The organism is Planosporangium spinosum (assembly GCF_049999945.1).
In the GTDB taxonomy this organism is placed as follows: Bacteria; Actinomycetota; Actinomycetes; order Mycobacteriales; family Micromonosporaceae; genus Planosporangium; species Planosporangium spinosum.
The window spans coordinates 371,631-398,454 of the sequence record NZ_JBLYUB010000002.1; the positions used below are offsets into that span (position 1 = coordinate 371,631).

Sequence of the window (26,824 nt, forward strand, 5' to 3'; positions counted from 1 at the left end):
CGGTGCCCGGTCACCTGTCTCGCGGATGCCAGTCGCGGGAGATCCGGGTGATCGCCGACCGGGGCGGCAGGCGCCGCTGCACCAGCGGCTCGATGTACCAGATCACGAGCAGCCACGCCCCGAGCGCCCCGGCGACCACGCCGGCCACGCCGGTGCCCACGACCACGTCGAAGACGAGGTACACCGATCCGATCACCGCGGCGAGCAGGAAGGCCAGGCCCACCATGGCCAGCCGGTTCGCCGCGTCGACGAGATCAGGCTTCCGGCGGCGCCGGAACAGGATGCGGTGGTGGCTGACCGGCGCGATCAGGCACGAGGTGGCCAGCGCGGTGGCGATGATCGTGCCGAGGTACACGATTCGCTGCTCCGCGGTGACCTTCCCGAAAGCCTGGGTGAACGGCAGCGTGAGCAGGAACGCGAACAGGATCTGCACGCCGGTCTGCGCCACCCGCAGTTCCTGCAACAGCTCGCTGAAGTTGCGGTCGGCCCGCTCGGACTCCGTCTCCGTACGCCCGTCGACCGCCGCGTCCTCGTGTACGCCACCGCCAACCACGACCGCCACACCTCCAGCCGCCACCTGCGCACACTGCCGTTCGTCATGGGGTGCCCTGATCGGCTTCGATCGAAACCCGACACCGAACCACGACACCGTCGGCGGAACCTCCCCTACCATGGTCCCGCCGACGGCGGCGTGAGGGCCGTCGGCCGCGCAGGTCGCGGTGACGACCGCGGGCGCGGTCCGTGCCGCGCACCCGTCGAGGGTACGGGCACGCCCAGGGTGCGGCGGCACCCCCGCGCGTACCGCACCGGGGAACGCATGGAGGGTGTCTGATCACCCTTCGGCGCCGCGGAGCGCTCATGTGGAGGGTGCGCCCCTGGTACGAGGCCGGCAGGGCCGCCCGGCAGACACCCGCACCGGCCGATACCTGGGAGCGCCCCGCCGGCCCGGACCGCCCCGCCGGCCCGGACCGCCCTGACGGTTCAGAGCACCTTGGCCAGGAACGCCCTGGTGCGCTCGTGCTGCGGGTTGGCGATGACCTCGCGCGGTGTCCCGGACTCGACCACCACGCCACCGTCCATGAAGACCAGCGAGTCACCGACCTCGCGGGCGAACCCGATCTCGTGCGTGACGACGACCATCGTCATGCCGTCCGCGGCCAGATCCTTCATGACGTCGAGCACCTCACCCACCAGTTCGGGGTCGAGGGCGCTGGTCGGCTCGTCGAACAGCATCAGCTTCGGCTGCATCGCCAGTGCTCGCGCAATCGCGACCCGCTGCTGCTGCCCACCCGAACACTGCCCGGGGTACGTGTCGACCTTGGCGGCCAGGCCCACCCGGTCGAGCAGTTCGACCGCGCGCCGGCGGACCGCCGCCTTCGCCTCCCGGCGGACCCGCAGCGGCGCCTCCATCACGTTCTCCAGCACGGTCATGTGCGGGAACAGGTTGAACCGCTGGAAGACCATGCCGATCGAGCGTCGTTGCGCGGCGACCTCCCGCTCGCGCATCTCGTGCAGCCGGCCGCCACGCTCGCGGTAACCGATCAGGTCGCCGTCGACCCAGATCCGGCCGGCGTTGACCTTCTCCAGATGGTTGATGCAGCGCAGGAACGTGGACTTGCCGGAGCCGGAGGGGCCGATCACGCAACACACCTCGCCCTGGCGCACCTGAAGGTCGATGCCCTTGAGGACCTCGAGCGACCCGAACGACTTGTGGACGTCCTCCGCCCGGACCATCGGCTGATCGCTCACGCCCCCACCCCCTGTCCGCCGCCGCCCTGCTCGGCGGCCAGCCCACGCAGCTTCAACCTGGCCCGGCCCTGCTGGCCGTAGCCACGGGAGAAGTGCCGCTCCAGGAAGTACTGGCCGACCAGCAGGACGCTGGTGAGCACCAGGTACCAGATGCAGGCGGCGACGTACATCGGGAAGGGGTCGAAGCGGCGGTGGCCGATCGCGTCGAGCTGGAAGAACAGTTCGTACGTGACCGGTACCACCATCAGCAGCGAGGTGTCCTTGAGCATCGCGATGGTCTCGTTGCCGGTCGGCGGCACGATCACGCGCATCGCCTGGGGCAGGATGATCCGCCGCAGCGTCTGGCCGCGGCTGAGGCCGAGCGCCTCGGCCGCCTCCGACTGGCCCGGGTCGACCGACTGGATGCCGGCGCGCACGATCTCGGCCATGTAGGCCGCCTCGGACAGCGCCAGCCCGAGCAGGCCGGCGAAGAACCCGGTGAAGACGTCCCGGGACGTGAAGCCGCCCACCCGCAGGTGCAGGTCGGAGAAGCCGAACAGCTTGCCGAGCTGGGTGTCGAACGGCACGCCGAACTCGACCCGGCTCCACAGGATGCCGAGATTGCCGAAGACGGCCAGCAGCACCAGCCGGGGAACCGACCGGAAGAACCAGGTGTACAGCCAGGCGACCGCCCGCAGGATCGGGTTGTCGGACAGCCGCATGACCGCGACGACCACGCCGAGGACGATCCCGACCGCCATGGCGCAGACGGTTATCAGCAGCGTGCCGCGTAGCAGGCCGTCGATGACCGGCGGCTGGAACATGCTCTTCTTGATGAACGGCCAGTGGAACGACGAGTTCGTCACGAGTACGTGCACGAACATCGCGGCCAGCACCGCGAGGACGGCGACCGCCACCCAGCGCCCGGGGTGCCGCACGGGCACGGCCTTGATCGGTTCAGGCCGTGCCCGCACGTCGGTGATGTCGGTTGCCATGATCAGCTGGTGGCACTCGCGCTCGCGCTCGGAGCCGCGCTGGCGCCCGTACCGCCGTCGAGGTTGGGGTTGAGCTCAGGGTTCGAGATCGCGCCGGCCCCGACGTTCCACTTGTCCAGGATCTTCTGGTACGTGCCGTCGGCGATGAGCGCCTTCACCGCGTCGCGGACCGCCTCGGCGAAGGCCGTCTGGTCCTTCTTGATGGCGTACCCGTACGGCGCCGAGTCGTAGATCTCGCCGAGCGTCTCGAGCTGGCCGTTGGTCTGCTTCACCGCGTACGCGACGACCGGGGAGTCGGCGAGCATCGCGTCGTCCTTGCCGGTGATCACGGCGTTCGTGGCGGTGTCCTGGCCCGGGTACGGGTCGATGGTGATCGCCGGCTTGCCCGCGTCGGTGCACTTCTTCGAGCGGGCGGTGATGTCGTCGACCTGGACGGTGTCCTTCTGGACCGCGATCTTCTTGCCGCAGGCCTCGTCGGGCTTGATCCCCGCCGGGTTGCCCTTCTTGGCGGCCCAGTGGGTGCCCGCCGAGTAGTAGGAGACCATGTTCGCCTGGGCCAGCCGCTCGGGGTTGACCGTGAACGACGACACCCCGATCTCGTACTTACCCGAGGTCGTGACACCGGGGATGATGTCGCCGAAGGTGGCGCTCTGGAAGTCGGCCTTCAGGCCCAGCTTGGCCGCGACCGCGTTGAACAGGTCGATGTCGAAGCCCTCCGGCGTCTTGCCGTCGGTGCCCAGGAACTCGCTCGGCGCGTACGACGTGTCGGTCCCTACGGTGATCTTGCCGTCCGACTTGATCGCCGCAGGCACCTTGTCGGCCAGTGCCTTGTCCACGGTCGCGCCCGAGGCAGCGCCGGCGTTGTCGCCGTTGTCACCGCCATCGCCACCGCACGCCGCCATCGACAGCGTGACGGCGGCGGCCGCCAGCGTCAGAGCGGCGCCCTTGCCGCGGGTCAGGAACATTATGTGAACCCTCCTGCTACTGATGTCACTCGTTCGGTCGCGAGCGCCCCGGCCCGGGGCGGGTCGGCGCCAACCTACGCCACGCCGAGGTACGCCTCCTTGACCGCGGGGTCGTGGAGAAGTTCCGCGCCGGTGCCGGTGCGCACGATGTTTCCCGTCTCCAGCACGTACCCCCGGTGTGCGCGGGACAGCGCCTGCTGTGCGTTCTGCTCGACCAGGAGGATGGTGGTGCCCTGCTGGTTGATCTCGGTAATGATGTCAAAGATCTGCTGGATGAGCATCGGCGCCAGTCCCATGGACGGCTCGTCCAGCAACAGCAACGTGGGCCGGCTCATCAGGGCCCGGCCCACCGCCAGCATCTGCTGCTCGCCGCCGGACAGGGTGCCGCCCGGCTGCTTGGCCCGCTCGGCCAGCCGCGGGAACAGCTCCAGCACCCGCTTCAGGTCGGCGGCGATGCCGGCCTTGTCCTTGCGGGTGTAGGCGCCCATGTCGAGGTTCTCCAGCACGGTCATCCCGGGGAAGATGCCCCGGCCCTCGGGCGCCTGGCACAGCCCCCGGACCACCCGCAGGTCGGGGCGCAGCCGGGTGATGTCCTCGCCGTTGAACCGGATGGCACCCGAGGCGACCGGGCGCACCCCGGAGATGGCCCGCATCGTCGTGGTCTTGCCGGCACCGTTGGCGCCGATCAGCGCGACGATCTCACCCTCGTCAACGGTCAGGCTGATGCCGTGCAGGGCCTGGATGCGCCCGTACAGCAGCGTGACGTTGTCCAACTCAAGCAGCATCTGCCGGCACCCCCAGGTAGGCCGCGATCACCTTGGGGTCGTCACGGACCTCCGCCGGCGAGCCCTCCGCGATCTTCTTGCCGAATTCGAGCACCACGATACGGTCGGTGACTCCCATGACCAACCGCATGTCGTGCTCGATGAGCAGCACGGTCACCCCGGTGTCCCGGATCTTGCGGATGAGCTGGAGCAGCTCCTCCTTCTCGGCCGGGTTGAACCCGGCCGCCGGCTCGTCCAGGCAGAGCAGCTTCGGCTCGGTGGCCAGCGCCCGGGCGATCTCCAGCCGACGCTGCTCGCCGTAGGAGAGGTTGCGCGCCAGCTCGTTGCGGCGCCCGCTGATCCCGACGAAGCGCAGCAGTTCGTCGGCCTTCGCGCGGGCCGCCCGCTCCTCGAGGACGTGCCGGGACAGTCCGAAGACCTGCTGGCCGGCGCGTCGGAGCCGCTGCACGGCACCGGTGACCCCGCCGGCGGTGACCTCGGTCAGCTCGTGCGGCTTCGCGCGTACCCGGTAGAGCCGCAACAGCGCCCCGACGACGCTGGTGCGGTGCCGGGCGTCCGCGCCGACCAGCACGTTCTCCAGCGCGGTCATCTCCGGGAACAGCCGGATGTTCTGGAACGTCCGGGCGATACCCAGCCGGGTGATCTCGTAGCGCTTGCGGCCCGACACCCGCTCACCGTCGAACCGGATCTCGCCACCGGTCGGCTTGAACACCCCGGTCATGGCGTTGAAGCAGGTCGTCTTGCCGGCGCCGTTGGGGCCGATCAGCCCCAGGATCTCGCCGCGGTACAGCGTGAAGTCGACCCCGTCGAGCGCGACCACCCCACCGAAGCGGAGGGTGACGTTGTCGACCTTGAGCAACGGCTCGCCGGTCGGCTGCGGCGTCGTCTGCGGTTCAGACATCGGTGGGCGCCTCCTTGGCCCGGTCGGCCAGCTCGACCGCGCGGCGGCGGCTCGGCAGGATGCCCTGCGGCCGGAAAATCATGATCACGATCAGTGCCAGGCCGAAGACCAGGTAACGCCACTCCGAGAACTCGCGGAACCGCTCCGGCAGGTACGAGATGATGATCGCGCCGAGGGTGACGCCCAGCAGGTTGCCCGCGCCGCCGACGACGACCGCGGCGACGTACAGGATCGACGTCTGGAGCAGGAGCGTCTCGGCGTTGAAGAACGAGTTGCTCGTCGCGAACAGCGCCCCGGACAGGCCGCCGAGCGCCGCGCCGATGGCGAAGGCCCACAGCTTGAACCGGAACGCCGGCACGCCCATGATCTCGGCTGCGTCCTCGTCCTCGCGGATCGCCAGCCAGGACCGGCCGACCCGGCTGTTCTCCAGCCGCCGGACCCCGTACATGCACACCAGCACCGCGGTCAGCGCCAGCCAGTAGAACGGCCGGCCGTCGAGCGGGCTGAACAGCGACCTGCCACCGAGCGGCTCGCCGTCGATGCCCAGGGTGGTGACGAACGACGGCCAGTGGCCGGGCGGTACCGGAATGTCCGAGATGCCACGGTTACCGTTGGTGATCGACGAGTTGACCGCGATGATGCGGATGATTTCACCGAAACCGAGCGTCACGATCGCCAGATAGTCGCCGCGCAGCCGCAGCGTCGGCCAGCCCAGCAGGACCCCCGAGATCATTGCCAGCGCGATCGCGATCGGGATGCAGACGATCCAGGGGTACTTCATGACCACCGGTGACTGTGGCGACCCGAAGATCGCGACGCTGTACGCCCCGACCGCGAAGAAGCCGATGTAGCCCAGGTCGAGCAGGCCGGCCAGGCCGACGACGACGTTGAGGCCGACGGCGATCAGGACGTACACGGCAACCAGGAACAGCACGCCGGTGAAGTCGCTCTCCGTGGTGCGGATACCGGGGATCGCGAGGTTCGGCAGCGCGTACAGCACGACGATGAACGCGATCATCGCGGCGACGCGCCAGCGGCGCGGCAGGTCCGACCAGCGCCGGCGCAGGCCGCCGACCGCTTCCACCCGCCGGTCGTCGAAGCGCCGGAGGGTGTCGGTCACCCCGGCACGGGGCTTGTCGTTCGTCTGGGTCATACCCGTGCCTTTCCGAGAGTCTCGCCGAGCAGGCCGTTCGGCCGGAACAGCAGCACCAGCACGAGTACGAGGAAGCTCACGACGTTGCGCCACGGGTTGCCGAACAGGCCGGCACCGAGATTCTCGACGACGCCGAGCAGCAGCCCGCCCAGCAGCGCGCCGCGCAGGTTGCCGATGCCGCCGAGGACCGCCGCGGCGAAGGCGGCGATACCGAGGTTGAAGCCCACGTCGTAGGTGGTGTTACCGACCTTCACGGAGTAGAGCACCGCGGCGACACCGGCGAGGAGGCCGCCGAGCACGAAGATCAGCATGATGATCCGGTCCCGGTTGACGCCCATCAGCGCCGCCGCGTCCGGATTCTGCGCGACCGCCCGGACGCCCCGGCCCCACTTGGTCCGGTTGATGAAGAAGTCGAGGGCGACCATCATGACCAGCGCGCTGATGATGATGGTGAACTGCAGGTTCGTCACGGTGGCGTCGAAGAAGTGGAACAGCGTGGCCGGTTTGACCAGGACCGGCATGCCCCGCGGCTGCCGGTGCACGGCAAGGCCGACCGCCTCCATCAGCACCAGCGACGCACCGATCGCCGTGATCAGGAAGATCAGGCTTGGGGCGTTGCGTCTACGCAGCGGCCGGTACGCCACCCGTTCCACCAGCAGCGCGGTCGCACCGGAGGCGAGGCCGGCCACCACCATGGCGATGGCGACGTACCCGATCACCAGGATCATCGGTGGAACCTTCGAGTTGACGCCGAGACCGAGCCAGGTCCACGTCAGCCAGCTCGCGAACGTCCCCACCATGAAGACTTCCGAGTGGGCAAAGTTGATCAGTTTCAGGACGCCGTACACCAGCGTGTAGCCGAGTGCCACCAGTGCGTAGATGGCGCCCTGGGTGAGGCCGGTAACAACCAGCTCCCAGAAGTCACTGAGGACGAAGTCGAAGTTCACGACGGGCTCTCCACAGACGGGCTCTCCACAGGAGGAAGGGGAAGGTCGGTGCGGCCGGGCACGTTCCCGGCCGCACCGTGATCGCTGTCGTGCTTAGGGGTGCTGACGGAACGATCAGCCCTTCGGGATCTCCTTGTCGGCCACGATCTGGCCGTCCTTGACGGTGTACGCCCACACCGCGACCGCGTTCGGGTCCAGGTCGCCGTCGGCCTGGAACTTGAACTTGGTGGTGATGCCCTGGCCCTCGTACTTGTTGACGAAGTCGTTGAGCTTCGCGCGGGTGGTGTTGCCGGCCTCGATGCCCTTCAGCAGGATGTTGGCCGCGTCGTACGCCTCGGCGCTGTAGGTGCCGGGAGCCCGTCCGCCGCTCACGGCCTTGTAGCTGGTCGGGAACGAGCCACCGACCTTGTCACCCGGCACGCACGGGCAGGTGAGGACCGCGCCCTCGGCCGCGTCCTTGCCCGCACCGCTGATGAGGTCGTCGGTCTTGACGCCGTCACCGGCCACGTAGGTGGCCTTCACTCCCGCGCCACGCAGCTGCTTGAGGAACGGCGCACCCTCACGCACGTACCCGCCGTGGAAGATGGCGTCCGGGTTGGCGGCCTGGATCTTGGCGACCAGCGCCGAGAAGTCGGTCTGCTTCTCCTGGATCACGTCGCTGCCGACCACCGCGCTGCCCAGGGCGGACTTGACCTGGTCGGCGAGGCCCTTGCCGTACTCGGAGGCGTCGTCGATGACGTAGACCTTCTGGGCCTTGACGGTGTCCTTGATGTAGCGGGCGGCCGCCGGGCCCTGCGAGGCGTCGTTGCCCAGGGCGCGGTGGAAGGTCTTCCACCCCTGCTTGGCCAGCACGGGGTTGGTGGCGGACGCGGTCACGATGACCACCCCGGTCTTGTCGAAGATCGGGTTGGCGACCTTCGACTCGCCGGAGAACGCCGGGCCGACCACACCGAGGACCTTCGAGTCACCGGCGATGGCGGTGGCCAGCGGAGGGGCCTTCTCGGGCGACCCTTCCGAGTCCCGCTCGACCAGCTCGACCTTGCAGTCCGCGTGCTTGGCGTTGTACTCGTTGACCGCCAGCTTCGCGCCGTCGCGGATGTTGATACCCAAGATGGCGTTTCCGCCGGTGAGCGCCCCGAAGAACGCAATCTTCTGGCCACAGCTCTTGGCTGACGTGTTCCCACTGTTCGAGCTGGCACACGCAGCGGCACCGGCGACCATCGCCGCGGCGAGGGCGGCACCGCCCACCACGCGTACGAATCGTTGCCTCAACGCTTCGAACCCTCCTCCGTCCAGTGGCCCCGGGTGTCACCGCCCGGCGGGACACGCCGGGATGTGACGGAGACCCCAAAAAACCGTTATCCGGTCTGGCCGGGGAGCCTATTCGACCCAGGAGCGCGCCGTAAGTGCCAGGCGAACGCGTTGACAGAACCGTTACATGCGATCGCTATCAATACCTGGACGGTGTAACAAGAGGATATCTAGGCAGGCTTGGCGGAGGGGTTCGTGGGAGCCTCGGCGAGGATCCGGTCAGCCACTTCGCGCATCGACATCCGGTGATCCATGGCGGTGCGCTGGATCCACTTGAATGCCTGCGGCTCGGTCATGTCGTACGCCGTCATCAACATGCCTTTGGCGCGCTCGACCACCTTGCGCGTCTCCAGCCGTTCATGCAGCGACGCGACTTCCGCCTCGAGCGCCGCGGTCTCCGAATATCGAGAAATAGCGATTTCAATCGCCGGCACGAGGTCACTCTTCTGGAAGGGCTTGACCAGGTAGGCCATCGCACCGGCGGCGCGGGCCCGCTCGACCAGCTCGCGCTGACTGAACGCGGTCAGGATGACGACCGGCGCGATCCCAGCTCCGGCGATCTTCTCCGCCGCGGCGAGGCCGTCCATGATCGGCATCTTGATGTCGAGGATGACGAGGTCCGGACGCTGCTCCTCGGCCAGCCGCACGGCGGTCTCACCATCGGCCGCCTCACCGACGACGTCGTAGCCCTCCTCGACCAGCATCTCGCGCAGGTCCAGCCGGATCAGCGCCTCGTCCTCCGCGATGAGCACCCGACGGCTCGGTACGTCAGCCACTCGCGACACTCCGATCGACCTCGAAACTCCGACGGCGATTACCGCCCCGCTCAGAGTAGTCGGTACCCTATGACGGCGTGCTGGTCCCCGTATCCCAACCGGCAGAGGAACGGAGCTCAAACCTCCGACAGTGTGGGTTCGAATCCCACCGGGGGCACCGAACCGAACGGCCTTCGTAACGCCGCATCTCGCGGCCGATCGGAGCCCGTCACCACCTCTCGGGCGACCGCGCCCGGGCATCGCCCCCGAGACCTCCGCGCCACCCTCGCAGCCTGCGACCTCGTCCTCGACGCGCGGAGCTGCCCTCGGCGCTGGTGGCGTCGCGCCCGGCGCCCCGTCCACAGGTCGCGAAACGGACCACAATTCGGGTGATTCAGGCAAGGAATACTTCCGTCGCACAAGGCCGGAAATCGAACGCCTGGCCGTAGCGGAGATCACTGCGGCAATTCTGCGACGACACCGCTCCCGTCCCACGAGCCGGGATCCTCGGCATCCGGCCACCGTCCCACCGGGTCAGCCGGAACGTTGGTAGATCAACCGCGCAGGTAGGTCGCACGTGGAGGTGGGTAGGTCGGTCGCGGACCCGGGTGGTTCGGCGCCGTGACCCGAGTCGGCACCGCCGATCAGTCGGTGATGCGGACCCGTACCCGACGGTTCGCTTTGCCCTTGCTCTCCACCTTCACGATCTGAACCTTGCCGATCTGGGCGGTACTGGCGACGTGGGTGCCGCCGTCGGCCTGGACGTCGAGCCCGACGATGTCGACGATGCGCACCTCGGTCTCGTCCGGCGGGATCAGGTTGGTCTGGGTCCGGATGATGTCGGGCAGCGACAACGCCGAGTCCCGGTCCAGCACCCGCACGTCGATGCGCCGGTCCCGCACCACCTCGGCGTTGGTGGCGTCCTCCAGTGCCTGCTTGAAGTCCGCTGGGACCGTCGGCAGGTTGAAGTCCATCCGGGCCTCACCGGGCTCCATGTTCGATCCGGTGACCAGGGCGCCGAAGTCACGGAACACCACACCGCACAGCACGTGCAGGCCGGAGTGGGTGCGCATCAGAGTGGTACGGCGGTCGTCCTCGACGGCGCCACGCACCGTCGTCCCGACCGGCGGTACCGGATCGCCCTCCACCGGCACCAGGTAGAGGTCGTCGCCCTTGACCGTGCCCGCGATCCTGGTCTGCACGCCCTGCCAGAGCAGCACACCGTGGTCCGGCGGCTGGCCACCGCCTCCCGGGTAGAACGCCGACCGGTCCAGCACGATGCCGCGCTCCGGGTCGACGTGCAGGACGGTGCAGTCCCACTCGCGCAGGGTGGGGTCGAGCAGATCCAGGCGCTCGGTACGTCCGTGCCGCGTGATACCCACGGACAGTCATCATAGGACCCGGCCGGTCAGCCGCCCGGCCCGTGGCCTCGGGCCGCGGTTTGTGATGATCGCGCGCTGTCCGTACGCGATGACCGCGACTCCCATTCGGGCACGACTCCCGCGGCACCGGTCACCGGCGCGCGGCACCACGGGTGTGACGGCTGTCTCATGATCCGACCTGGACGGTGCTGATAAACTTCCACCCGAAGGGGAGTAGTCCTTCGCCGGTCGTCGACACACTGGAGCCAGCGGCTCCCGGTGGCCGGGCTCCGATTCACGGGGTGGACGAGACCTTCGACCCATTGGTGACGTAACGCGTCCGGCGGGGTCGAGGTCTCGGGACGGATCCCCGGGCACGGCTTCCGCGCAGTGACGCGGGAAGGAAGACCGGGCCCCGTGATTCACTTCGTACTCCTGATCGTCTGCGCGGCGGTGATCTACCTGTCGTGCGAGTGGTTCGTCAACGCCGTGGAATGGCTCGGCCAGCGGCTCAAGGTCGGTCCGCTCGCCGTCGGCACGATCCTGGCCGCGTTCGGTACCGCCCTGCCCGAGAGCGTCGTCACCTTCGTGGCCGTTGTCTTCGGCAAGGACCACGCCCAGAAGGACATCGGCGTCGGCGCCGCGATGGGCGGACCGCTGGCGTTGGCCACCGTCGCGTACGGCGTGACCGGCTGGATGATGTGGTCCAGGCGGCGACGGGTCGCCGCGGCCGCCATGGCGGGGGCTCAGGCACCGGCCGGGACGAAGACCACCGGAGCCCGATCCACCGGATCCGGCTCCATCGCCGCCGGCTCCGGCACCATGGACTCGGGCTCCGGCACCGGCGACGTCGGTGACCTGCGCAAGCTGATGCGCGACCAGAAGTGGTTCCTGGTGATCTTCGTGGTGAAGGTCGCGCTCGGACTCGTGGCGTTCACGTTCAAGCCATGGCTCGGGTTGGCGTTCTTCGCCGCCTACGCGGTGTACTTCTGGCGCGAGATCCGCAGCGGTGGCGACGGGGACGACGCCGGCGAGGAACTGGAGCCGCTCCTGCTGCAGCGTCGGCGGAGCACCCCCGCCACCTGGGCAGTGGCGACCCAGACGCTGGTCACCCTGGTCATCATCTTCGCCGCTTCGCAGCTGTTCGTACACCAGCTTGACGCGATCGGTCCCATGCTCGGGCTGCCCGCGGCGGTGACCGCGCTGCTGCTGTCCCCCATCGCCACCGAGCTGCCCGAGATCATGAACGCGATCATCTGGGTCCGGCAGGGCAAGGTTCCGCTGGCGTTGGCGAACATCTCGGGCGCGATGATGATCCAGGCGACCGTACCGAGCGGGCTGGGGCTGCTGTTCACCCCGTGGCGGTTCGACGGCGCGCTGCTGCTGTCGGGTGCCGTCACGATGGTCGCGATCGGCTACCTGCTGGTGCTGCTGCGGACCGGGCGGTTCAACGCCCGTACGGTCTCGTTCGCCGCGGTGTTCTACGCGGCCTTCGCGGTGGGCCTGATCCCGATCCTGACCTGACCCGGGTACCCCGGTGGCCCGGCTGCCGGGCCATCGGGGTGGCGGGCCGTCGGACCGGCTGCCGGGCCGGGCCGGGCCACCGGCGGGTTACTGCACCGAGAGGTGGACGTGGTTGGTGTGGTCGCTGGCCGGGTCGCCGTTGCCGTTGTTGTAGGCCCGCCAGCCGGTACTGGGCATCCAGATCTGTTTGAACCAGATCACGTACAGCACGCCGAGCGCCTTCGCGTTGGCGATGAACCAGGCGGCGAGGCGGTTGCCGTAATCCCGTTCGGCGCCGGTGGCGACCCCGCCGAAGCCGCCGGTCGCGGCGGCGAAGTCGCAGGCCCGGCCGCGGGGGTGTTCGCCGCCGTCCTCCTGCGGGCGGTAGCAGGACACGAAGTGGGTGAACCCGGCGGCCTTGGCCTGCTGCAGCGCGTGCAGCGTCCGGGGGGTCAGGCAGCCCGAGGTCGTGGGATCGTCGACCGAGCACGACTCCGGGGCGAGGCTGCCGTCGGCCCGCCGGGGTACCGCGGTCGCGCTGGCGGCGCCGGTCGCCGGGGCGGGCGTCGTGGTGGCCGCGCCGGCCGGCTGCCCGGGTACCGCCGGCGTACCCACCGGTCCCGTGGTGCTGGCACCCCCGCCCGACGCGGCCAGCGCCTTCTCGGCGGCCTTCTTACGCGCGTCCATCTCGGCGAGCTGGGCCTGCTGCACCGTGATCTCGGCGGCCAGGGCCGCCTGCTGCCGTTGCTGCGCCGCCTTCGCGTCGGCGAGCCGGCGCAGCTGCGCGTCCTCCATCCGGGCCCGGGTCTCCAGGGCCGTCGCCCGCTGGAGCAGGCCGTCGGGAGTCTCGCTGTCCATGAGGGCGAGGAGACTGTCGGCGCGGCCCCCCTTGTACGCCGTGGCCGCCAGCTCGGCCACCGCGGCGTTGAGCTGGGCGAGCTGCGACTCGGTCACCCGCATCTGCTCGTTGAGCTGACCCTGACGGGTCTTGGAGGTCTCCAGTCTGGCAGCGGCGTCGTTGTACCCCCGCGCCGCCGCGTCCAGCTGGTCACGCAGGGACGAGGCACCACCTTCCGGGCCGGCGGCGCCGGGAGCGGCGTGTACCGGCCCCGCCGGCAGCAGTCCCACCAGGACGGCGGCGGCGAGGAGTGCGGCAACGAGCAGGGTCGGTCGGGCAGGGGCGGCTGACAGCCTCACGTACACGTTCCTTCGTGTCGTCCGCCGGTCGGAGGGGTGACGGCGATCCGCATCGACCCTAGGCACATCTGCGCAGAACACCCAAGGCTCCTAATCCTCTTCTAATTAACGGGAACCGAACGGACCACGACATATCATCCTCACGTCCAGGGTCGCCGGCACGCCGACACGGGCAGCCCCCACACTCGCTCCGACGCCCGAGGGCCCGGCCGGCGATTCTCGCCGGCCGGGCCCTCGGATCGGTGACGGGAGGAAACCCGGGGAGCTCGGGCGGTCAGTACGAGTAGCCCCGGTTGACCATCCACTTGGCCATGTTGATGGTGGTGACCCAGTACGAACTGGCGCTCGGGTTGGCCGGATCGGCGATCTTCACCGCACGCCCCTCGTCGTTGTACCCGACGATGGCCACGTAGTGCCCGCCGCCGTAGCTGTGCCAGTTGCCATTGGTGTCCGTCGCGGAGCCGACGACGTTGGCGACGACGCCGTAGCCGTTGCTGACGGCGTGCACGACGTCCGCCTGCAGCTGGTCCATCTGGGCAGGCGTGGCCGCGGGTCCCGGAATCGACCTGGTCTGGTAGAAGTCGGTACCCAGCACGGAGTTCAGGACCCGGGTGGTGTCCACGGCCGAGTCGGTCCCACCGGTGTCGGTACCCAGCAGTCGGGCCACCTCGTCCTGGCTGGGGGTCTTACCACGCACGGTCAGCACGATCCGGGTGGACGCCGGGCCGCAGTAGTAGTAGTTCGGCTGCGACTGGTACTGGTAGTCCAGCTCCTTCGCCACCGGCGGGGCCGGGGCGGGCGTCGCGGTGGGAGCGGCCGACGGCGCGGCCGGGGCCTGGGCCTGCGCCTGCGCCTGCGCAGACTCAGGCGCCTGGGCCTGGGCAGGCGCCTGAGTCTGCGCCGGGGCCTGAGCCTGCACCGGGGCCTGAGCTGAAGCCCGGGCTTGGGTCCGGGCCGGAGCCGATGACTGGGCCGGGGCCTGGGTACGACTCTGGCTCCGGTCGGCCCGCTCAGCGCCGCCGTCACGGGTGGTGGTGTCCACAAGCGCCACATTCGTCGAGGTCTTCGACGTCGCCTGGCCGGACGACTCACTGATCAGAATGCCGCTCGTGGCGGCCACGGCGAGCACGCCCGCCGAGACGAGTGCGAGGCGGGAAATACCGGACGGTGCGGCATGCCGGAACCGGGTACGGGTACGGAGGGGCTTCAATTCAATTACTCCACGCAACTTGCCGGCCCTCGGCCGAACACCGGCCGACGACCCTGTGAGCTACCGGTCGACGCGGCGACGGGGACACACGAGGACCAGAGATGTCCGCGCAGGCGAACCTGGACGCGGTGGTATCAGCCTGCGACCGCGACACCCGTGCGTGAGTGGCCGGAGGCGTGAGCGGCATCGAGAGCGCCACCGTGGTCTGGCATGACGACGAGGAGGGTTACGCCACCGCGACGAACGGCCGTCTCGTACCTGTCGAGCGACCGGGGTACCCGGTACGCCCGGGAACTGTCCGGTGGTGGTACCGGGCGGACTGCCCGGCACGCGGCATCCTCGCGTCACCGACCTTTGATGTGACCTAGCGGGTCGAGGTCAGGGACCGACCCGAACCGGAGTGGCCGGCGGCGTGTCCAAAGTGGGTGGAGTATCGCGGAGGATGGGACAGGGGTCTTGCACGAGCATGATCTCCTTACGCTGCCGCTTACCGGGTTAGCTGACGGATTCGGGCGGGAAGGACGCCCTACCATGGGCCATTCGGCCCACGGATTCACCCCAAACGTTCGGTGGGTCCCCGGCTCGTAGACAAAGACGACTCAGCGGGCCCGCTCCGGCGTCGCCGACGGCAACATCAACCGGATCAGACGCGATGACACTACTGGTGGCCCATCGCCGCTGCCAAGACCCAATTCCTGTTACCCGCCGCACGTACGGAGCAATTGATAGATCATTTCTGAATCCTGCATTGCGGCCTTCGATGCGCATTTCCCATAGTCGGAAAACGATCATGCGTGCCGAGGCGGCCACACCCGCGACGCCTCGAGCCCGGCCCAATCGGACACACTCCGCCAGGGCTCCGCAGTTCCGCAGCCAGGACTCAGCCGCCAGGACTCAACCGCCAGGACACCGCCGCCCAGGAATCCCGAGCCGGGATGACCTGACCGGGATGCCCTGGCCGGGATGCCCTGACCGGGATGCCCTGACCGGGATGCCCTGGCCGGGATGCTCCCTGGTGTCGACCCGCCCGGTCGCGCCGACTGCCGGTGGCGCGAGGATGCCGCATCACCGGGCGCCGCCCCGGGATTCCGCGACGCCGAACCGGTGCACGTATCCGCGGCACCGAACCGGCCCGTCCGGACACGCGTCCGGCGTCCGGGTGCGTCCGGCGTCCGGACACGCCACGGTCGACGACCACTGGCCCCGTACCGCCTGCACATTCTTTCAATATTTCAATTCGTTTATGTAACTCGGCGACCTGCCAGCTCGCGAACATCCGACCCCGCCCACAGTCCCATGTTCGCCCCGGTGGACGTACCCATTAATGATCACGTTGCCGGCCACCCATGCGAAAACGTAAATCTTCGTCGAATGGCGTCGCGGGGAGCGCAATTTCAACGGCTGACGCTCGACCATTTCCCGGAGGCGCTTTCAGCATGCGCCATGGCCCCGTCAGCGTCGGCTGGCCGGCATCGACCCGTCAATACGGGTCGATCGCCGCTGGACCTTATCGCGCTCAGCGCACCGACGGCCCGTCGCCGGGCTGATGCCCGGTCGAAGACCCATGGCCGGGCGAATGCTCGGCCGAAGACCCATGGCCGGGTCGACGCTCCGCCGACGAATCATCGGAGGTGCCCGGCACCGGCACGGTTCCATTGCCGGGAGCCAGCAGAGACCTGCGGCGACTGTAGGCGAAGTAGACGACCAGCCCGACGGCGAACCACACGGCGAAGCGCAGCCACGTCTCCGGCTTGAGGAACGTGATGAGCCACAGGGAGAACAGCACCCCGATGGCGGGTACCACCGGCATACCGGGCGTCCGGAAGGTGCGTGGCAGGTCGGGCCGGCGGTACCGGAGCACGATCACGGCGACGCAGACGACGACGAAGGCCAGCAGGATACCGATGTTGGTCAGTTCGGCCGCAGCCCCGATCGGCAGGAAGCCGGCGATCAACGCCGAGACGGCGCCGGTGAGCCAGGTGATCCGGGTGGGTACCTTGCGCACCGGGTGGGTCCGGGCGAACCAGGTCGGCAGCAACCCGTCGCGGCTCATCGAGAACCAGACCCGGGTCACCCCCAACATGAAGGTGAACATGACGGTGAGGATGCCGATGATCGCGCCGGCCGCGATCACGGACGCCAGGCCGGACAGGCCGACCGAGGCGAAGGCCGACGAAAACCCGCTCTTGGGGTTGATGTCGCGGTACGACTGCATCCCGGTCAACACCAGACAGGCCAGCACGTACAGCACCATCGAGACGGCCAGCGAGTAGACGATCGCCTTGGGCATGTGCCGCTGGGCGTCCCGGGACTCCTCGGCCGCCGTCGACATCGCGTCGTAGCCGAAGACCGCGAAGAACACGGTCGCCGCACCGGTGAACGCCCCGCCGACCCCGAAGGGGAAGAACGGCGTGTAGTTGGCGGTGTTGACGTAGAAGACACCGACGCCGATCACCACCAGGACGACCACGATCTTCAAGCCGACCACGAAGGTCTCGAACCGGGCAGCCGTCCTGATACCGAGGTTCAGCAGGAACGCGATCAGCAGGCACAGCAGCGCGGCGAACAGATCAACCCGGTAGCTGCCCGACGGCACACCCGACGGCTCGGTGCCGGGTGCGCCGAGCATCCAGGACGGCAGATGGATGCCCAGATGCCCGAGCAGAAAGCCGAAGTAGCCGGAGATGCCGATCGCGACGACCGAGACGATCGCGGTGTACTCCAGCAGCAGATCCCAGCCGATGAACCAGCCGACGATCTCGCCGAGCACCGCGTATCCGTACGTGTAGGCCGACCCCGCCCGGGGGATCAGGCCGGCGAACTCGGCGTACGAGAACGCCGCCGCGCCGCTCGCGATGCCGGCGATCAGGAAGGACAGCAGTACGGCCGGCCCGGCCGTCCCGTTGGCGACGGCCCCGGCGAGCGCGAAGATTCCGGCGCCGATGATGCCGCCGACGCCGATCGCGGTGAGCTGCCACAGCCCCAGCGAGCGGGACAGTACGCCTTCGGTCTGGTCAGCGATCAGATCGATGGGCTTGCGGCGGAAGATGCCGGAGCCGCCGTCGAGCCGGCCGTGCGCAGAGCTCATCGCCCGCTCCTTCCGTCACCGGGCAACCATCACCGTAATCAACCGACCACGGTCAGCGAAACTATCGACCGGGATCGTTGCAAAATCAGTGGGCCCCACCGACGCGTCGACGGAGGCAGCCGGTCCGCCCTGACCGGGGCGGGCGGGCGGTCAGCGACCGCCGCGGACCCGGGCCACCACCGCCCCCGCGGCGCCGGCGTTCGCAGTGGCGGCCGGTTCGGCGGTCCACCGGCCGTCCGTCGCCGTCCACACCAGGCCCCCGGCCCGTACCTGCTCGACACCGTGCTCCTCGGCGTGGGCCACCAGCCAGTAGGCGTACCGCCACCCGGCCGGCTGGTCGACCGCGCGCACGGTGACCTCGAGGCCGCCCGCTGTGGCCGCGGTGGTCACCGGACCCCAGTCGGCGCCCAGCCCGGCGGTGAGTCCCCCGACGGCCGCCACGTCGCGCGGTGTAGGGCCGCCCGGGAGAGTACAGGCCACCGCACCGTCCGGCTCACCGGCGAACGCGCGCGCCAGGACGCCCGCCGGTTCGACCCACTGGGCGTACGCGTCGGGGTAGGCGCTGCGCTGCACCGCCTGGGCGGCGTCGCCGATCTCCATCGCCTGCCAGCCCCGCACCTTCACCAGTGCGGCGTAGAACGCACCCGCCGCGAAGCGCACGTCCATGAGCTGCTCCGGCGCGCCCCAGCCCTGGCTGGGCCGCTGCTGGAACAGGCCGACCGAGTCGCGGTCACCCCCGGCCAGGTTACGCAGCTTCGACTCCTGCATCGCGGTGGCGAGGGCGACCTGCACGGCGCGTACCGGCAGCCCCCGGCGCATCCCGATCGCCGCGATCGTCGCCGCGTTGGCCGTCTGCTCAGGTGTGAAACTCGCCTCTCCATCCGCGTGTGCCACGCACACCGGCTGCGGTGGTGGCGGCCGCAGCGCGGAGGGCAGGAGCAGGCGCCAGGCGCCGTAACAACTGAGCCCGATGCCGACGACCGCGACGAGCAGCACCACGGCGACCGTACGGATACGCAATCCCGCCTCCTCGCGGCGGGTACGGATCGGGCTCCCACCGCGCCGTCAGCCTACGACCACGCCGCCAGGGTGACCCGTGGCACCGCCCGGAGCCGGCGTGGCCCGTGGCCGCCGCCGGTCGCCCCCGAGGGCGTGAACATCGCGTCCCGGGCCGCCGTCCGGTCGTACCCGCTTGCGGCGGTCGCCTCCGTCGTACCCGGACGCTCGTGGGTACGGCGCTAACGCACGTCGAGCAGGTCGACGACGAAGATCAGGGTCTCGCCGGGCTTGATGATGTTGCCGGCGCCGCGGTCACCGTACCCGAGCTTCGCCGGGATGGTGAGCTGCCGGCGCCCGCCGACGCGCATCCCCTGGACGCCCTGGTCCCAGCCCGCGATGACGCGACCCGCGCCGAGCGGGAACGTGAACGGCGATCCCCGGTTCCAGGAGGCGTCGAACTCCTCCCCGGTCGAGTGCGCCACGCCCACGTAGTGCACCACCACCTGGTCGCCGGCCTTCGCCTCGGCGCCGTCCCCGACGACGAGGTCCTTGATCTCGAGTTCGGCGGGTGCGTCGCCCTCAGGGAAGTCGACGGTCGGTTTGCTCGTGGCCATGGCACCAGCCTAGATCACGAGCGGCTGAGCGGCTGGACCACACCCGCCTGGCGCCGGAGCCCCTGCCGCCTGCCGGGCCACACCCACCCGGCGATCGAACCCGCGCTGCCGTGGGGTCGCGCCCTCCGGTTGCCGGCGACGCCGGTAGGGCGCACCCTCGGAGGCATGGCCGTTTGCGAGGTATGCAACAACGACTACTGGATGTCGTTCGAGATCCATACAGCTGGCGACGTCCACGTGTTCGACTCCTTCGAGTGCGCCATCCACCGGCTCGCGCCGGTCTGCGAACAGTGCCAGGTGAAGATCGTCGGTCACGGCGTCGAGGTCGACGGCCGATTCTTCTGCTGCGCACACTGTGCCCGCGACAGCGGGGTCGACAAGGGCGCCCAGGTACGCGACGCCGTCGGGGCACATCCGGGCTGAGCGCGAGGCTGACCACTGGACCGACCGCTGACCCACCGGGCGGACCGCTGACCCACCGGGCGGACCGCTGACCCACCGGGCCGACCGTTCAAGATCCGGACAATGTCGCGAACATTGCGGTATCCGCCTTCCGGGAGACAGCAATATCTGCGACATTGCGCGGATCTTGGTACTGGTCCGAGCGCCTACCCGGGTGACCGCCCCACCCGACCAGCAACGTCACCCGGACAGCAACGTCACCCGGCCAGCGGCGTCGCCCGGACAGCAACGTCACCCGGACAGTGAGTGCCTGCCCGGGCCCGATCGTCTCGCCTGTCTGCGCCGTAACTGGATGACAACGAGGTCGACCAGCGCGATCACGGCCAGCAGGGTGGCGAGCGCCGCCAGCACCTCATTGCCGAGTACCGCCAGGGATACGGCCAGCAGCGTGCACACCACGAAACCGCAGCTGGCGAGGCCCATTCTCAGATTCAACGCGCTGTAAGGATGCTCGACGGTTCCCCGGGCACCCCTGGGCTGAGCACCAATAGGCATGACAGCCCCTTACCCCGTAGGCGGCGATCGACCCACCGACGGGGTAAGGGGACTGCGTCACTGCAGGATCATCTCTGTCCGCATCACGGTGTGACGGCCTCCGCGTGACGGCCTCCGCTCCGCGTTACCGCGTGACGGCCCTCAGTCAGCGTCACTCGGTGACGACAGCCCGCAGGATGTCGACGCGGGCCGCCCGGCGCGCCGGGAAGATCGCGGCGACGACCCCGGCCAGGGCCGCGATCACCGCGCAGATCAGCGGCTGCACGATCGGCACCTCCACGGTGACGATGCCGATGGACGTGAGCGACCGCGCGAACGCCGCGCCGAACGCCAGACCCAGCACCAGACCGAGGATCGCTCCGACTGCCGCGATCAGTACCGCCTCCCAGCGGACCGCCGAGCGGACCTGCTTACGGGTCATGCCGACGGCCCGGAGCAGACCGAGTTCCCGGGTGCGTTCGAGCACCGACAGCGCCAGCGTGTTGACCACGCCGAGCAGGGCGATCACCACGGCGAGCAGGAGCATCACGTACACCATGCCGAGCATCTGGTTGACGCTGTCGTTCTGCGTCTTCTTCAACTCGGCGCTGTCGGAGACCGAGACGTTCGGGTACTCGGTCAGTGCCGCCTTCGCAGCCTGCTTGACGCTCTCGGTCGTGACGCCCTTCTTGGCGGCCACCAGTACCGCGATGTCGAGCCGGTCGCTGAAGTTGGCATTGTAGGTGTCCAGCCCGATCAGGTAGCTCGAGCCGACCAGGGTCGTGTCGGTGAACGTACCGGCCACCTGGAAGGTCCGGTCGCCGGTCTGCGCGAACTTCACCGTGAACGGTGAGCCGACCTTCAGACCCTTGGCCTTCGCCACATCGGCGGAGATCATGATCCGCTCGCCACCGAGCGCGGTGACCGAACCGGATGCGACACCCAGGTTGGCCACCCGGCCGACGGTGTCGGGGTCCAGGCCGGCGACGTACGTCGTCGCGCCGTCGATCTGTGCCGGCCCGAAGCGCATCTCCGACACCGTGCCCACCTCCGGCACGGAGCGCAGCTTATCGGCTACGCCGGACGGGAAGCCGGGCGCGAACTGGCTGGCGGACTTGAGGATCAGATCGGCCTTGTTGGCCCGGTCGACCACGTCACTCACCGACGCCTTGATCGACGACGCCACCACGGTGATGGCCACGACGAGCGCGAGCCCGATGACCAGCGCCGTCGCGGTGGACGCGGTGCGGCGCGGGCTGCGCGCCGCGTTGAGCCGGCCCATGCCACCGGTGACGCTGCGGGAGATCGGCGCGCCGAGGAACCGTACCAGCGGTCGGACCACGATCGGGGCCAGCATCATCAGGCCGAAGAACGTGGCCAGCGCGCCGGCGCCCGCGGCGGGCAGCTGCGAGTCGGCGCTCATCGCCCGGACCAGCCCCGCCACGCCGCCGGCGAACAGCAGCCCACCGACGACCAGGCGGCCCCGGGAGACCCGCTTCGCCGGGGCGGCCGCCTCGCGCAGGGCCGCGATCGGCGGAGTACGGGTGGCCTTCCACGCCGGCACCAACGCGGCCACCAGCGTCACGGCGACGCCGACGGCGAAGGCGGCGATCACCGTACGGGCGTGCAGTTGCAGCGACGCGTTCGGTAGCTCCATACCGATCAGCCCCATCAGCCCGCGCAGGCCGCTGGCCACCCCCAGGCCGAGGAGGAGACCGAGTACCGAGGCGACCAGCCCGACGGCGACGGCCTCGGCGAGGACACTGCCGAGAATCTGCCGGCGGCCGGCGCCGATCGCGCGCAGCAGGGCATGTTCCCGGGACCGCTGGGCGACCAGGATCGAGAACGTGTTCCAGATGATGAACGAGCCCACGAGCAGCGAGACCGCCGCGAAACCGAGGAAGACCTTGGTGAAGATGCTCAGCGCTTCGCTGACGGACTTGCTCGCCTCGCTGGACACGGTCGAGCTGGTCACCGCCTCCAAGCCGGGCGGCAGCACGTCGGCGATCCGCTCCCGCAGTTCGTCCGGCTTGATTCCGGCCTCGGCGCGCGCGTCGATCGAGTCGTACTGGCCGACCCGGCCGAGCAGTTCCTGCGCCGTCTGCATCTGGAACGTGGCGAGGGTCGCGCCCGCCAGGTTGTCGGCCTCGCCGAACCCGGCGATACCGACGACCGTGAACTGCTTCTGTCCGCCCGCCTCGAACATGATCTTGATCGTGTCGCCGAGGACGAAGCCCTGCTTCTTGGCGGTCGCGGCGTCGATGACCACCTCGGTCGGTGACTGCGGCCCCCGCCCGGAGCGCAGACTGAAGCCGCCGGCCAGTTCCCGGTCGGCCCCGTACCCGGCCGCGAGCGTCGGGGCGCCACCCGGCTGGATCGGCTTGCCGGACTTGTCGAACATCAGGGCGAACCCGGTCAGCGAGCCCTCGGCGGCCGCGACGCCGTCCACCTTGCGGACCCGGGCGACGACGTCGGCGTCGAACGGCTTCGGCGAACCGAGGGTGGTGGTGTCGGTGAACGCCGACTTCGCCCGGACGGTCACGTCGGTGCCCTTGGTCAGCCCGTCGTAGAGCTGGTCGAACGCCGCTTTCACGGTGTCGGTGAGCACCAGCGAACCGGTCACGAAGGCCACGCCCAGCATGACCGACACAGCCGTCAGGAACAGCCGCACTTTACGGGCGAGCAGCCCCTTGAGGGTGAGCGCGAACATCACTCACCGAGGCCCTTCATCGCGTCGAGGATGCGGTCGGCGGTCGGCTCGGTCATCTCGTCGACGACCCGGCCGTCCCGCAGGAACAGCACCCGGTCGGCGTAGCTGGCGGCGACCGCGTCGTGGGTGACCATGACGATGGTCTGGCCGTACTCGTCGACCGCGCGGCGCAGGAACCGCAGCAGCTCGGCGCTGGAGCGCGAGTCGAGGGCACCGGTCGGCTCGTCGGCGAAGACGATCTCGGGCCGGGTGATCAGCGCCCGGGCCGCGGCCACCCGCTGCTGCTGCCCACCGGACAGTTCGGCGGGCGTGTGGTGGAGCCGGTCGGCGAGCCCGACGGCGGCGACGACCACGGCCAGCCACTCCGGGTCGGCCTTGCGGCCGCCGAGCCGCAGGGGCAGGACGATGTTCTCCTCCGCGGTCAGCGTCGGTACCAGGTTGTAGGTCTGGAAGATGAAGCCCAGCCGGTTGCGGCGCAGCAGGGTGAGGTCGCCGTCGGACAGCCGGGACACGTCGGTGTCACCGATGAGCACCTGCCCCTCGGTCAACGTGTCGAGCCCCGCCAGGCAGTGCAGGAGGGTGGACTTCCCGGAGCCGGACGGCCCCATGATCGCGGTGAACTCGCCGCCGGGGAACTCCACGCTGACGCCGTCGAGCGCGCGTACGGCGGAGTCGCCGCGGCCGTAGAGCTTCGTCGCGCCGACCACCCGGGCCGCGGTATGCACGCCGGACGGAGACTTGACCATGGACATCTGAGCGCTACCCTTCATATACGTACGTCGTTATCTGATAAACGTACGGCGTATATAGTAACGAGTGAGATCGTCTGGTAGCCGTCATCCGAATGAAGGAGTAAGAGGTGCCCAGAAAGGCACGCCTTACCGAACGGACCATCGCCGAGGCCGCCCTCGCCGTCCTGGACGCCGAGGGCATCGACGCGCTGACCATGCGCCGGCTGGCCGCGGAACTGTCCACGTCCCCGATGGCGCTCTACAACCACTTTCCCGACAAGGAGGCCGTCCTGGAGGCGGTCACGCAGCTCATCCTCGCCGAGATCGACGCACCGCCGGCCGGCGTGAGCTGGCAGGACACCGCCCGGCGGATCATGCGCTCGGCCCGCGCCGCCGGCCTGCACCACCCCCACGCCGCGCCGTTGATCGCCCGGTTCCCGCCGCGTACCCCCGACGCCCTGGCCTTCGTCGAGGCCGGCTTCCGGTCGTTCCGCGCGGCCGGGTTCGACGCGCGGGCCACCGCCCAGGCGTACCGGACCCTCGTCGCCTACTCCCTGGGCACCACACAGATCGAACTGGGCAAGTACTTCACCGTCCACCCCGCGGCGCACACCCAGCCGGAATCGCTGGACCAGTTGTCCACCGGTCGACTGCTACCGGCCGTCACCGAGGTCGGCCCGGAGCTGGCCCGTCAGGACCCCGACAACGAGTTCGAGGCCGGTCTGGAGGTCGTCCTGGCCGGCCTCGCCGCGCTGCTGCCAACCGCTGACCGGCGGGACGCCTAAAGAACGAAAGGCACGCACGAACGTCAACCGCCGGCCAGCCCTCAGGGCTGGCCGGCGGTTTCGTCGGGGCGGAAGCGGCCGACCGGCGTCAGGCCGGCCAGCCGCTTCGGGTCACTGCTTCGCGGCCGGGTTGGGCTGAGCCGGCTTCGGGGCCGTCGCGCCCTTCTGATCGGAGACGAACGCCGTGACCCAGGCGAGCGGAGCGTTCCAGTTGATGGTCAGCTCGTTGCTACCGAAGGCCATGATGTTGTCGACATAGCAGTATTGCGCAGCGCAGCCCTTGAGCTCATGCTTCGCAACGTCATCGTCGTTGCCCGAGTTCGGGCCACCGGCGATGGTGCCCGCCGGCGGCGGTGGCAGCGCCTTGTCCAGCGAGTGGGCGTACCAGCGGGAGTGCTGGTTCACCGAGTACAGCGTGCCGTAACCGGTCACGTAGGACCGGCCGAGGGAGTTGCGGCCCAGGATGTAGTCCATGCCCTGCAGCACGGCGTCGCGGTACTTGACGTCGCCGGTGATGTCGTACGCGGTCCCCAGCACGACCATGTTGTTGAGGATCATGCTGTTGGATCCCCAGTCGTACCGGTTGTCCGACGGCGCGTACGGCATGCCCCACGGGTTCTTCTGCGCCGTCGCCAGGTACTTGTCGGCACCCGCCACGACGGACTTGCGGACGGCGTCCCGGTCGGCCAGCTTGCTGGGCACCGTGGCCAGGTCGAGCCGGCCGAGCGCGGCGACCTGGTCCCAGCCGAAGCCGCGCTCGCCCCAGATGTCGTTCTTGTGCAGGGGCGAGTTCTGGAGGTAGTCCGCGTATTCCTTGTCACCCGTGGTCAGGTACAGCTCGGCGGCCGCCCAGTAGAACTCGTCACTGACGTTCCAGTCGCCGTAACCACCACCGCCGGAGCCGCTGTCCCCCGACGCCATCATGTTCGGGTTCGCCTTGGCCGCGGCCCACGCCTTCTTCGCCGCGACGAGGTTGCGCTCGGCGAACGCGCGGTCGTACGGGGCGAACACCCGCGCCGCCTGCGCACCGGCGGCGGCGAGGTTGAGCGTCGCGGCCGTCGACGGCGGGTACAGCACCCGCTTCATGGTGTCCTGGTGCGGCAGTGTCGGCAGCGCGGTCCAGCTCGCGTCGTGGACCTTGTGGTGGGCCATGCCGGCGTTCGGCTTGCCGTCCGGCACCTGCATGCTCAGCAGGAACTCCTGCTCCCAGCGCGCCTCGTCGAGGATGTCCGGCACCTTGTTCTTGCTCTCGGGGATGGCCAGCGTGCCGTCGCCCATCTTGGCGGCCTGGGCCGTCTTGGCGGTCTTGGTGCGCTCGTACTGGCTCATCAGCTGGGCGACGGAGAGGCCGCCGTTGACCACGTACTTGCCCTGGTCGCCGGCGTCGTACCAACCGCCCTTCACGTTGAGCTTGTAGTCACAGCCGTTGTTGACGCAGGGCACGGCGAGGTCGCCGGTCTCGCCCTGGGACACGTGGCCGGCCGGCCGGCCGTACCCGGGCCGCAGCTTGTCGTCGATGGCGATGCCGCTGCGCTGGGTGTAGTAGAACTTCAGCGCGTCCTGCCGCAGGGTTTCGTACAGGTTGTCGCCGATGGCGAACGGGCGGCTCGCCTCGCCGTTGACGACCAGCGTGTACCCCTTGCCGGGGGTGGCGTACTCGCTGAAGTCGATCGAGTGCACGTAGTGCGCCGAGGCACCGTCCAGGCCCTGCGGCGTCGTCGTGCCGCTGGCCACGACCTTGCCCGCGGCGTTCTTGAGCTGCCACGGCAGGCCCTCGGTGGCACCGGTGGCGATGGTGGCGTTCTTCGGCCCGTTCGTCAGGTACCCGACCTGGTTGACACGGACCCGGGGACCGGTGCCCGACTTGTACATCTCGGGCACCGCGCCGGGCTGCGCATTGGCGCTGAGACCGGACGGGTTGGCGGACTCCGCCGCGAACGCGGCCGTCGCACCGGGTGCGAGGGCAAGAAGTCCGGTTGCGGTCAGCGCGGTAGCGGCAGTCACCGCCGCGCGCATACGGGCCGACCAGCGGCGCCGACTGATGATCACGTGCTCTCCCGGGGGTCGATGACGAGTCGCCCATGGTAGCCAGAGCGGTTACGAATCGACCACGGAGAGCGATATTCTCTGACGTTTGGCAAGATATTCGG

The 26,824-nt window shown here is 69.4% G+C and carries 24 protein-coding genes, 1 tRNA gene and 1 riboswitch; of the genes, 5 read left to right on the top strand and 20 right to left on the bottom strand.

The genetic code is table 11. The features are described 5' to 3' along the window. Nucleotides 1-10 precede the first annotated feature (10 nt). The 10 genes from ACNTMW_RS04475 to ACNTMW_RS04520 all read right to left on the bottom strand — a co-directional run bounded on the left by ACNTMW_RS04475 (nucleotide 11) and on the right by ACNTMW_RS04520 (nucleotide 9,570). Complete coding sequence (locus ACNTMW_RS04475) at nucleotides 11-577, bottom strand: DUF6328 family protein (protein WP_426632050.1); 567 nt, start codon at nucleotides 575-577, stop codon at nucleotides 11-13. A gap of 404 nt (nucleotides 578-981) precedes the next feature. Next, nucleotides 982-1,734 carry an amino acid ABC transporter ATP-binding protein gene (locus ACNTMW_RS04480; protein ID WP_426632146.1) on the bottom strand — a complete coding sequence of 251 codons (753 nt, stop codon included), beginning with the start codon at nucleotides 1,732-1,734 and terminating at the stop codon, nucleotides 982-984. An 11-nt stretch (nucleotides 1,735-1,745) separates the two neighbouring features. Further along, nucleotides 1,746-2,723 carry an amino acid ABC transporter permease gene (locus ACNTMW_RS04485; protein WP_426632051.1) on the bottom strand — a complete coding sequence of 326 codons (978 nt, stop codon included), beginning with the start codon at nucleotides 2,721-2,723 and terminating at the stop codon, nucleotides 1,746-1,748. A 2-nt stretch (nucleotides 2,724-2,725) separates the two neighbouring features. Continuing rightward, the gene (locus tag ACNTMW_RS04490) at nucleotides 2,726-3,688 is read right to left on the bottom strand and encodes an ABC transporter substrate-binding protein (RefSeq protein WP_426632052.1); all 963 of its coding nucleotides are present in this window, start codon (nucleotides 3,686-3,688) and stop codon (nucleotides 2,726-2,728) included. A 74-nt stretch (nucleotides 3,689-3,762) separates the two neighbouring features. Beyond that, nucleotides 3,763-4,473 (bottom strand): ABC transporter ATP-binding protein, encoded by a 711-nt coding sequence (locus ACNTMW_RS04495; RefSeq protein WP_426632053.1) that lies wholly within the window; start codon nucleotides 4,471-4,473, stop codon nucleotides 3,763-3,765. Continuing rightward, nucleotides 4,463-5,374: an ABC transporter ATP-binding protein gene (locus ACNTMW_RS04500; protein WP_426632054.1), complete on the bottom strand. Its 912-nt coding sequence runs from the start codon at nucleotides 5,372-5,374 to the stop codon at nucleotides 4,463-4,465. The genes ACNTMW_RS04495 and ACNTMW_RS04500 overlap by 11 nt, the downstream gene beginning before the upstream one ends. Beyond that, nucleotides 5,367-6,494: a branched-chain amino acid ABC transporter permease gene (locus tag ACNTMW_RS04505; RefSeq protein WP_426632147.1), complete on the bottom strand. Its 1,128-nt coding sequence runs from the start codon at nucleotides 6,492-6,494 to the stop codon at nucleotides 5,367-5,369. The genes ACNTMW_RS04500 and ACNTMW_RS04505 overlap by 8 nt, the downstream gene beginning before the upstream one ends. A 29-nt stretch (nucleotides 6,495-6,523) precedes the next feature. Then, the gene (locus ACNTMW_RS04510; RefSeq protein ID WP_426632055.1) at nucleotides 6,524-7,474 is read right to left on the bottom strand and encodes a branched-chain amino acid ABC transporter permease; all 951 of its coding nucleotides are present in this window, start codon (nucleotides 7,472-7,474) and stop codon (nucleotides 6,524-6,526) included. 114 nt (nucleotides 7,475-7,588) lie between these two features. Further along, nucleotides 7,589-8,746, bottom strand: coding sequence for a branched-chain amino acid ABC transporter substrate-binding protein (locus ACNTMW_RS04515; RefSeq protein ID WP_426632056.1), 1,158 nt, complete (start codon nucleotides 8,744-8,746; stop codon nucleotides 7,589-7,591). Nucleotides 8,747-8,955: 209 nt separating this feature from the next. Beyond that, nucleotides 8,956-9,570: an ANTAR domain-containing response regulator gene (locus ACNTMW_RS04520; protein WP_426632057.1), complete on the bottom strand. Its 615-nt coding sequence runs from the start codon at nucleotides 9,568-9,570 to the stop codon at nucleotides 8,956-8,958. Nucleotides 9,571-9,644: 74 nt separating this feature from the next. Between ACNTMW_RS04520 and ACNTMW_RS04525 the strand changes: the two genes are divergently transcribed. Next, nucleotides 9,645-9,718: transfer RNA gene (locus tag ACNTMW_RS04525), tRNA-Leu, on the top strand. Nucleotides 9,719-10,184: 466 nt separating this feature from the next. On the opposite strand, the gene ACNTMW_RS04530 is transcribed toward ACNTMW_RS04525, so the two are convergent. After that, complete coding sequence (locus ACNTMW_RS04530; RefSeq protein ID WP_426632058.1) at nucleotides 10,185-10,922, bottom strand: alanyl-tRNA editing protein; 738 nt, start codon at nucleotides 10,920-10,922, stop codon at nucleotides 10,185-10,187. A gap of 396 nt (nucleotides 10,923-11,318) precedes the next feature. Here ACNTMW_RS04530 and ACNTMW_RS04535 point away from each other — a divergent pair, with 396 nt between their 5' ends. Continuing rightward, the gene (locus ACNTMW_RS04535; RefSeq protein ID WP_426632059.1) at nucleotides 11,319-12,425 is read left to right on the top strand and encodes a sodium:calcium antiporter; all 1,107 of its coding nucleotides are present in this window, start codon (nucleotides 11,319-11,321) and stop codon (nucleotides 12,423-12,425) included. Nucleotides 12,426-12,512: 87 nt separating this feature from the next. Here the strand turns inward: ACNTMW_RS04535 and ACNTMW_RS04540 are convergent, their stop codons facing one another. Then, a complete protein-coding gene (locus ACNTMW_RS04540; protein WP_426632148.1) occupies nucleotides 12,513-13,595 on the bottom strand; it encodes a coiled-coil domain-containing protein in 1,083 nt (360 codons plus the stop codon). A gap of 280 nt (nucleotides 13,596-13,875) precedes the next feature. Then, a complete protein-coding gene (locus ACNTMW_RS04545) occupies nucleotides 13,876-14,811 on the bottom strand; it encodes a C39 family peptidase (RefSeq protein WP_426632060.1) in 936 nt (311 codons plus the stop codon). A gap of 176 nt (nucleotides 14,812-14,987) precedes the next feature. Between ACNTMW_RS04545 and ACNTMW_RS04550 the strand changes: the two genes are divergently transcribed. After that, on the top strand, nucleotides 14,988-15,179 hold the full coding sequence (locus ACNTMW_RS04550) for a hypothetical protein (RefSeq protein WP_426632061.1): 192 nt from the start codon (nucleotides 14,988-14,990) through the stop codon (nucleotides 15,177-15,179). A 101-nt stretch (nucleotides 15,180-15,280) separates the two neighbouring features. Beyond that, nucleotides 15,281-15,426, bottom strand: a riboswitch (cyclic di-AMP (ydaO/yuaA leader). Nucleotides 15,427-16,327: 901 nt separating this feature from the next. Here the strand turns inward: ACNTMW_RS04550 and ACNTMW_RS04555 are convergent. From ACNTMW_RS04555 to ACNTMW_RS04565, 3 genes are all read right to left on the bottom strand, one after another. Next, nucleotides 16,328-17,899 carry an amino acid permease gene (locus ACNTMW_RS04555; protein ID WP_426632062.1) on the bottom strand — a complete coding sequence of 524 codons (1,572 nt, stop codon included), beginning with the start codon at nucleotides 17,897-17,899 and terminating at the stop codon, nucleotides 16,328-16,330. Nucleotides 17,900-18,049: 150 nt separating this feature from the next. Continuing rightward, nucleotides 18,050-18,919, bottom strand: a complete 870-nt coding sequence (locus ACNTMW_RS04560; RefSeq protein WP_426632063.1) for a hypothetical protein — start codon at nucleotides 18,917-18,919, stop codon at nucleotides 18,050-18,052. Nucleotides 18,920-19,137: 218 nt separating this feature from the next. Then, complete coding sequence (locus ACNTMW_RS04565; protein ID WP_426632064.1) at nucleotides 19,138-19,512, bottom strand: FKBP-type peptidyl-prolyl cis-trans isomerase; 375 nt, start codon at nucleotides 19,510-19,512, stop codon at nucleotides 19,138-19,140. 165 nt (nucleotides 19,513-19,677) lie between these two features. On the opposite strand from ACNTMW_RS04565, the gene ACNTMW_RS04570 reads away from it, so the two are divergent. Then, entirely contained in the window at nucleotides 19,678-19,935 is a 258-nt protein-coding gene (locus ACNTMW_RS04570) for a Prokaryotic metallothionein (RefSeq protein WP_426632065.1), read from the top strand. Nucleotides 19,936-20,205: 270 nt separating this feature from the next. On the opposite strand, the gene ACNTMW_RS04575 is transcribed toward ACNTMW_RS04570, so the two are convergent. The 3 genes from ACNTMW_RS04575 to ACNTMW_RS04585 all read right to left on the bottom strand — a co-directional run bounded on the left by ACNTMW_RS04575 (nucleotide 20,206) and on the right by ACNTMW_RS04585 (nucleotide 23,904). After that, nucleotides 20,206-20,469, bottom strand: a complete 264-nt coding sequence (locus tag ACNTMW_RS04575) for a DUF6343 family protein (protein WP_426632066.1) — start codon at nucleotides 20,467-20,469, stop codon at nucleotides 20,206-20,208. Between the two features lie 151 nt (nucleotides 20,470-20,620). Continuing rightward, entirely contained in the window at nucleotides 20,621-23,158 is a 2,538-nt protein-coding gene (locus ACNTMW_RS04580) for an ABC transporter permease (RefSeq protein ID WP_426632067.1), read from the bottom strand. Next, a complete protein-coding gene (locus ACNTMW_RS04585; RefSeq protein ID WP_426632149.1) occupies nucleotides 23,158-23,904 on the bottom strand; it encodes an ABC transporter ATP-binding protein in 747 nt (248 codons plus the stop codon). Before ACNTMW_RS04585 ends, ACNTMW_RS04580 begins: the two co-directional genes overlap by 1 nt. A 113-nt stretch (nucleotides 23,905-24,017) precedes the next feature. Here ACNTMW_RS04585 and ACNTMW_RS04590 point away from each other — a divergent pair, with 113 nt between their 5' ends. Then, on the top strand, nucleotides 24,018-24,674 hold the full coding sequence (locus ACNTMW_RS04590) for a TetR/AcrR family transcriptional regulator (protein WP_426632068.1): 657 nt from the start codon (nucleotides 24,018-24,020) through the stop codon (nucleotides 24,672-24,674). A 111-nt stretch (nucleotides 24,675-24,785) separates the two neighbouring features. On the opposite strand, the gene ACNTMW_RS04595 is transcribed toward ACNTMW_RS04590, so the two are convergent. Continuing rightward, a complete protein-coding gene (locus tag ACNTMW_RS04595) occupies nucleotides 24,786-26,723 on the bottom strand; it encodes a glycoside hydrolase family 9 protein (protein WP_426632069.1) in 1,938 nt (645 codons plus the stop codon). Nucleotides 26,724-26,824 lie beyond the last annotated feature (101 nt).

Bases quoted from the DNA above. Each gene is read 5' to 3' on its own strand.
- ACNTMW_RS04555 (WP_426632062.1), bottom strand. From the start codon at position 17,899: ATGAGCTCTGCGCACGGCCGGCTCGACGGCGGCTCCGGCATCTTCCGC.
- ACNTMW_RS04580 (WP_426632067.1), bottom strand. From the start codon at position 23,158: ATGTTCGCGCTCACCCTCAAGGGGCTGCTCGCCCGTAAAGTGCGGCTG.
- ACNTMW_RS04585 (WP_426632149.1), bottom strand. From the start codon at position 23,904: ATGGTCAAGTCTCCGTCCGGCGTGCATACCGCGGCCCGGGTGGTCGGC.
- ACNTMW_RS04570 (WP_426632065.1), top strand. From the start codon at position 19,678: ATGGCCGTTTGCGAGGTATGCAACAACGACTACTGGATGTCGTTCGAG.
- ACNTMW_RS04485 (WP_426632051.1), bottom strand. From the start codon at position 2,723: ATGGCAACCGACATCACCGACGTGCGGGCACGGCCTGAACCGATCAAG.
- ACNTMW_RS04480 (WP_426632146.1), bottom strand. From the start codon at position 1,734: ATGGTCCGGGCGGAGGACGTCCACAAGTCGTTCGGGTCGCTCGAGGTC.
- ACNTMW_RS04490 (WP_426632052.1), bottom strand. From the start codon at position 3,688: ATGTTCCTGACCCGCGGCAAGGGCGCCGCTCTGACGCTGGCGGCCGCC.
- ACNTMW_RS04575 (WP_426632066.1), bottom strand. From the start codon at position 20,469: ATGCCTATTGGTGCTCAGCCCAGGGGTGCCCGGGGAACCGTCGAGCAT.
- ACNTMW_RS04500 (WP_426632054.1), bottom strand. From the start codon at position 5,374: ATGTCTGAACCGCAGACGACGCCGCAGCCGACCGGCGAGCCGTTGCTC.
- ACNTMW_RS04495 (WP_426632053.1), bottom strand. From the start codon at position 4,473: ATGCTGCTTGAGTTGGACAACGTCACGCTGCTGTACGGGCGCATCCAG.
- ACNTMW_RS04565 (WP_426632064.1), bottom strand. From the start codon at position 19,512: ATGGCCACGAGCAAACCGACCGTCGACTTCCCTGAGGGCGACGCACCC.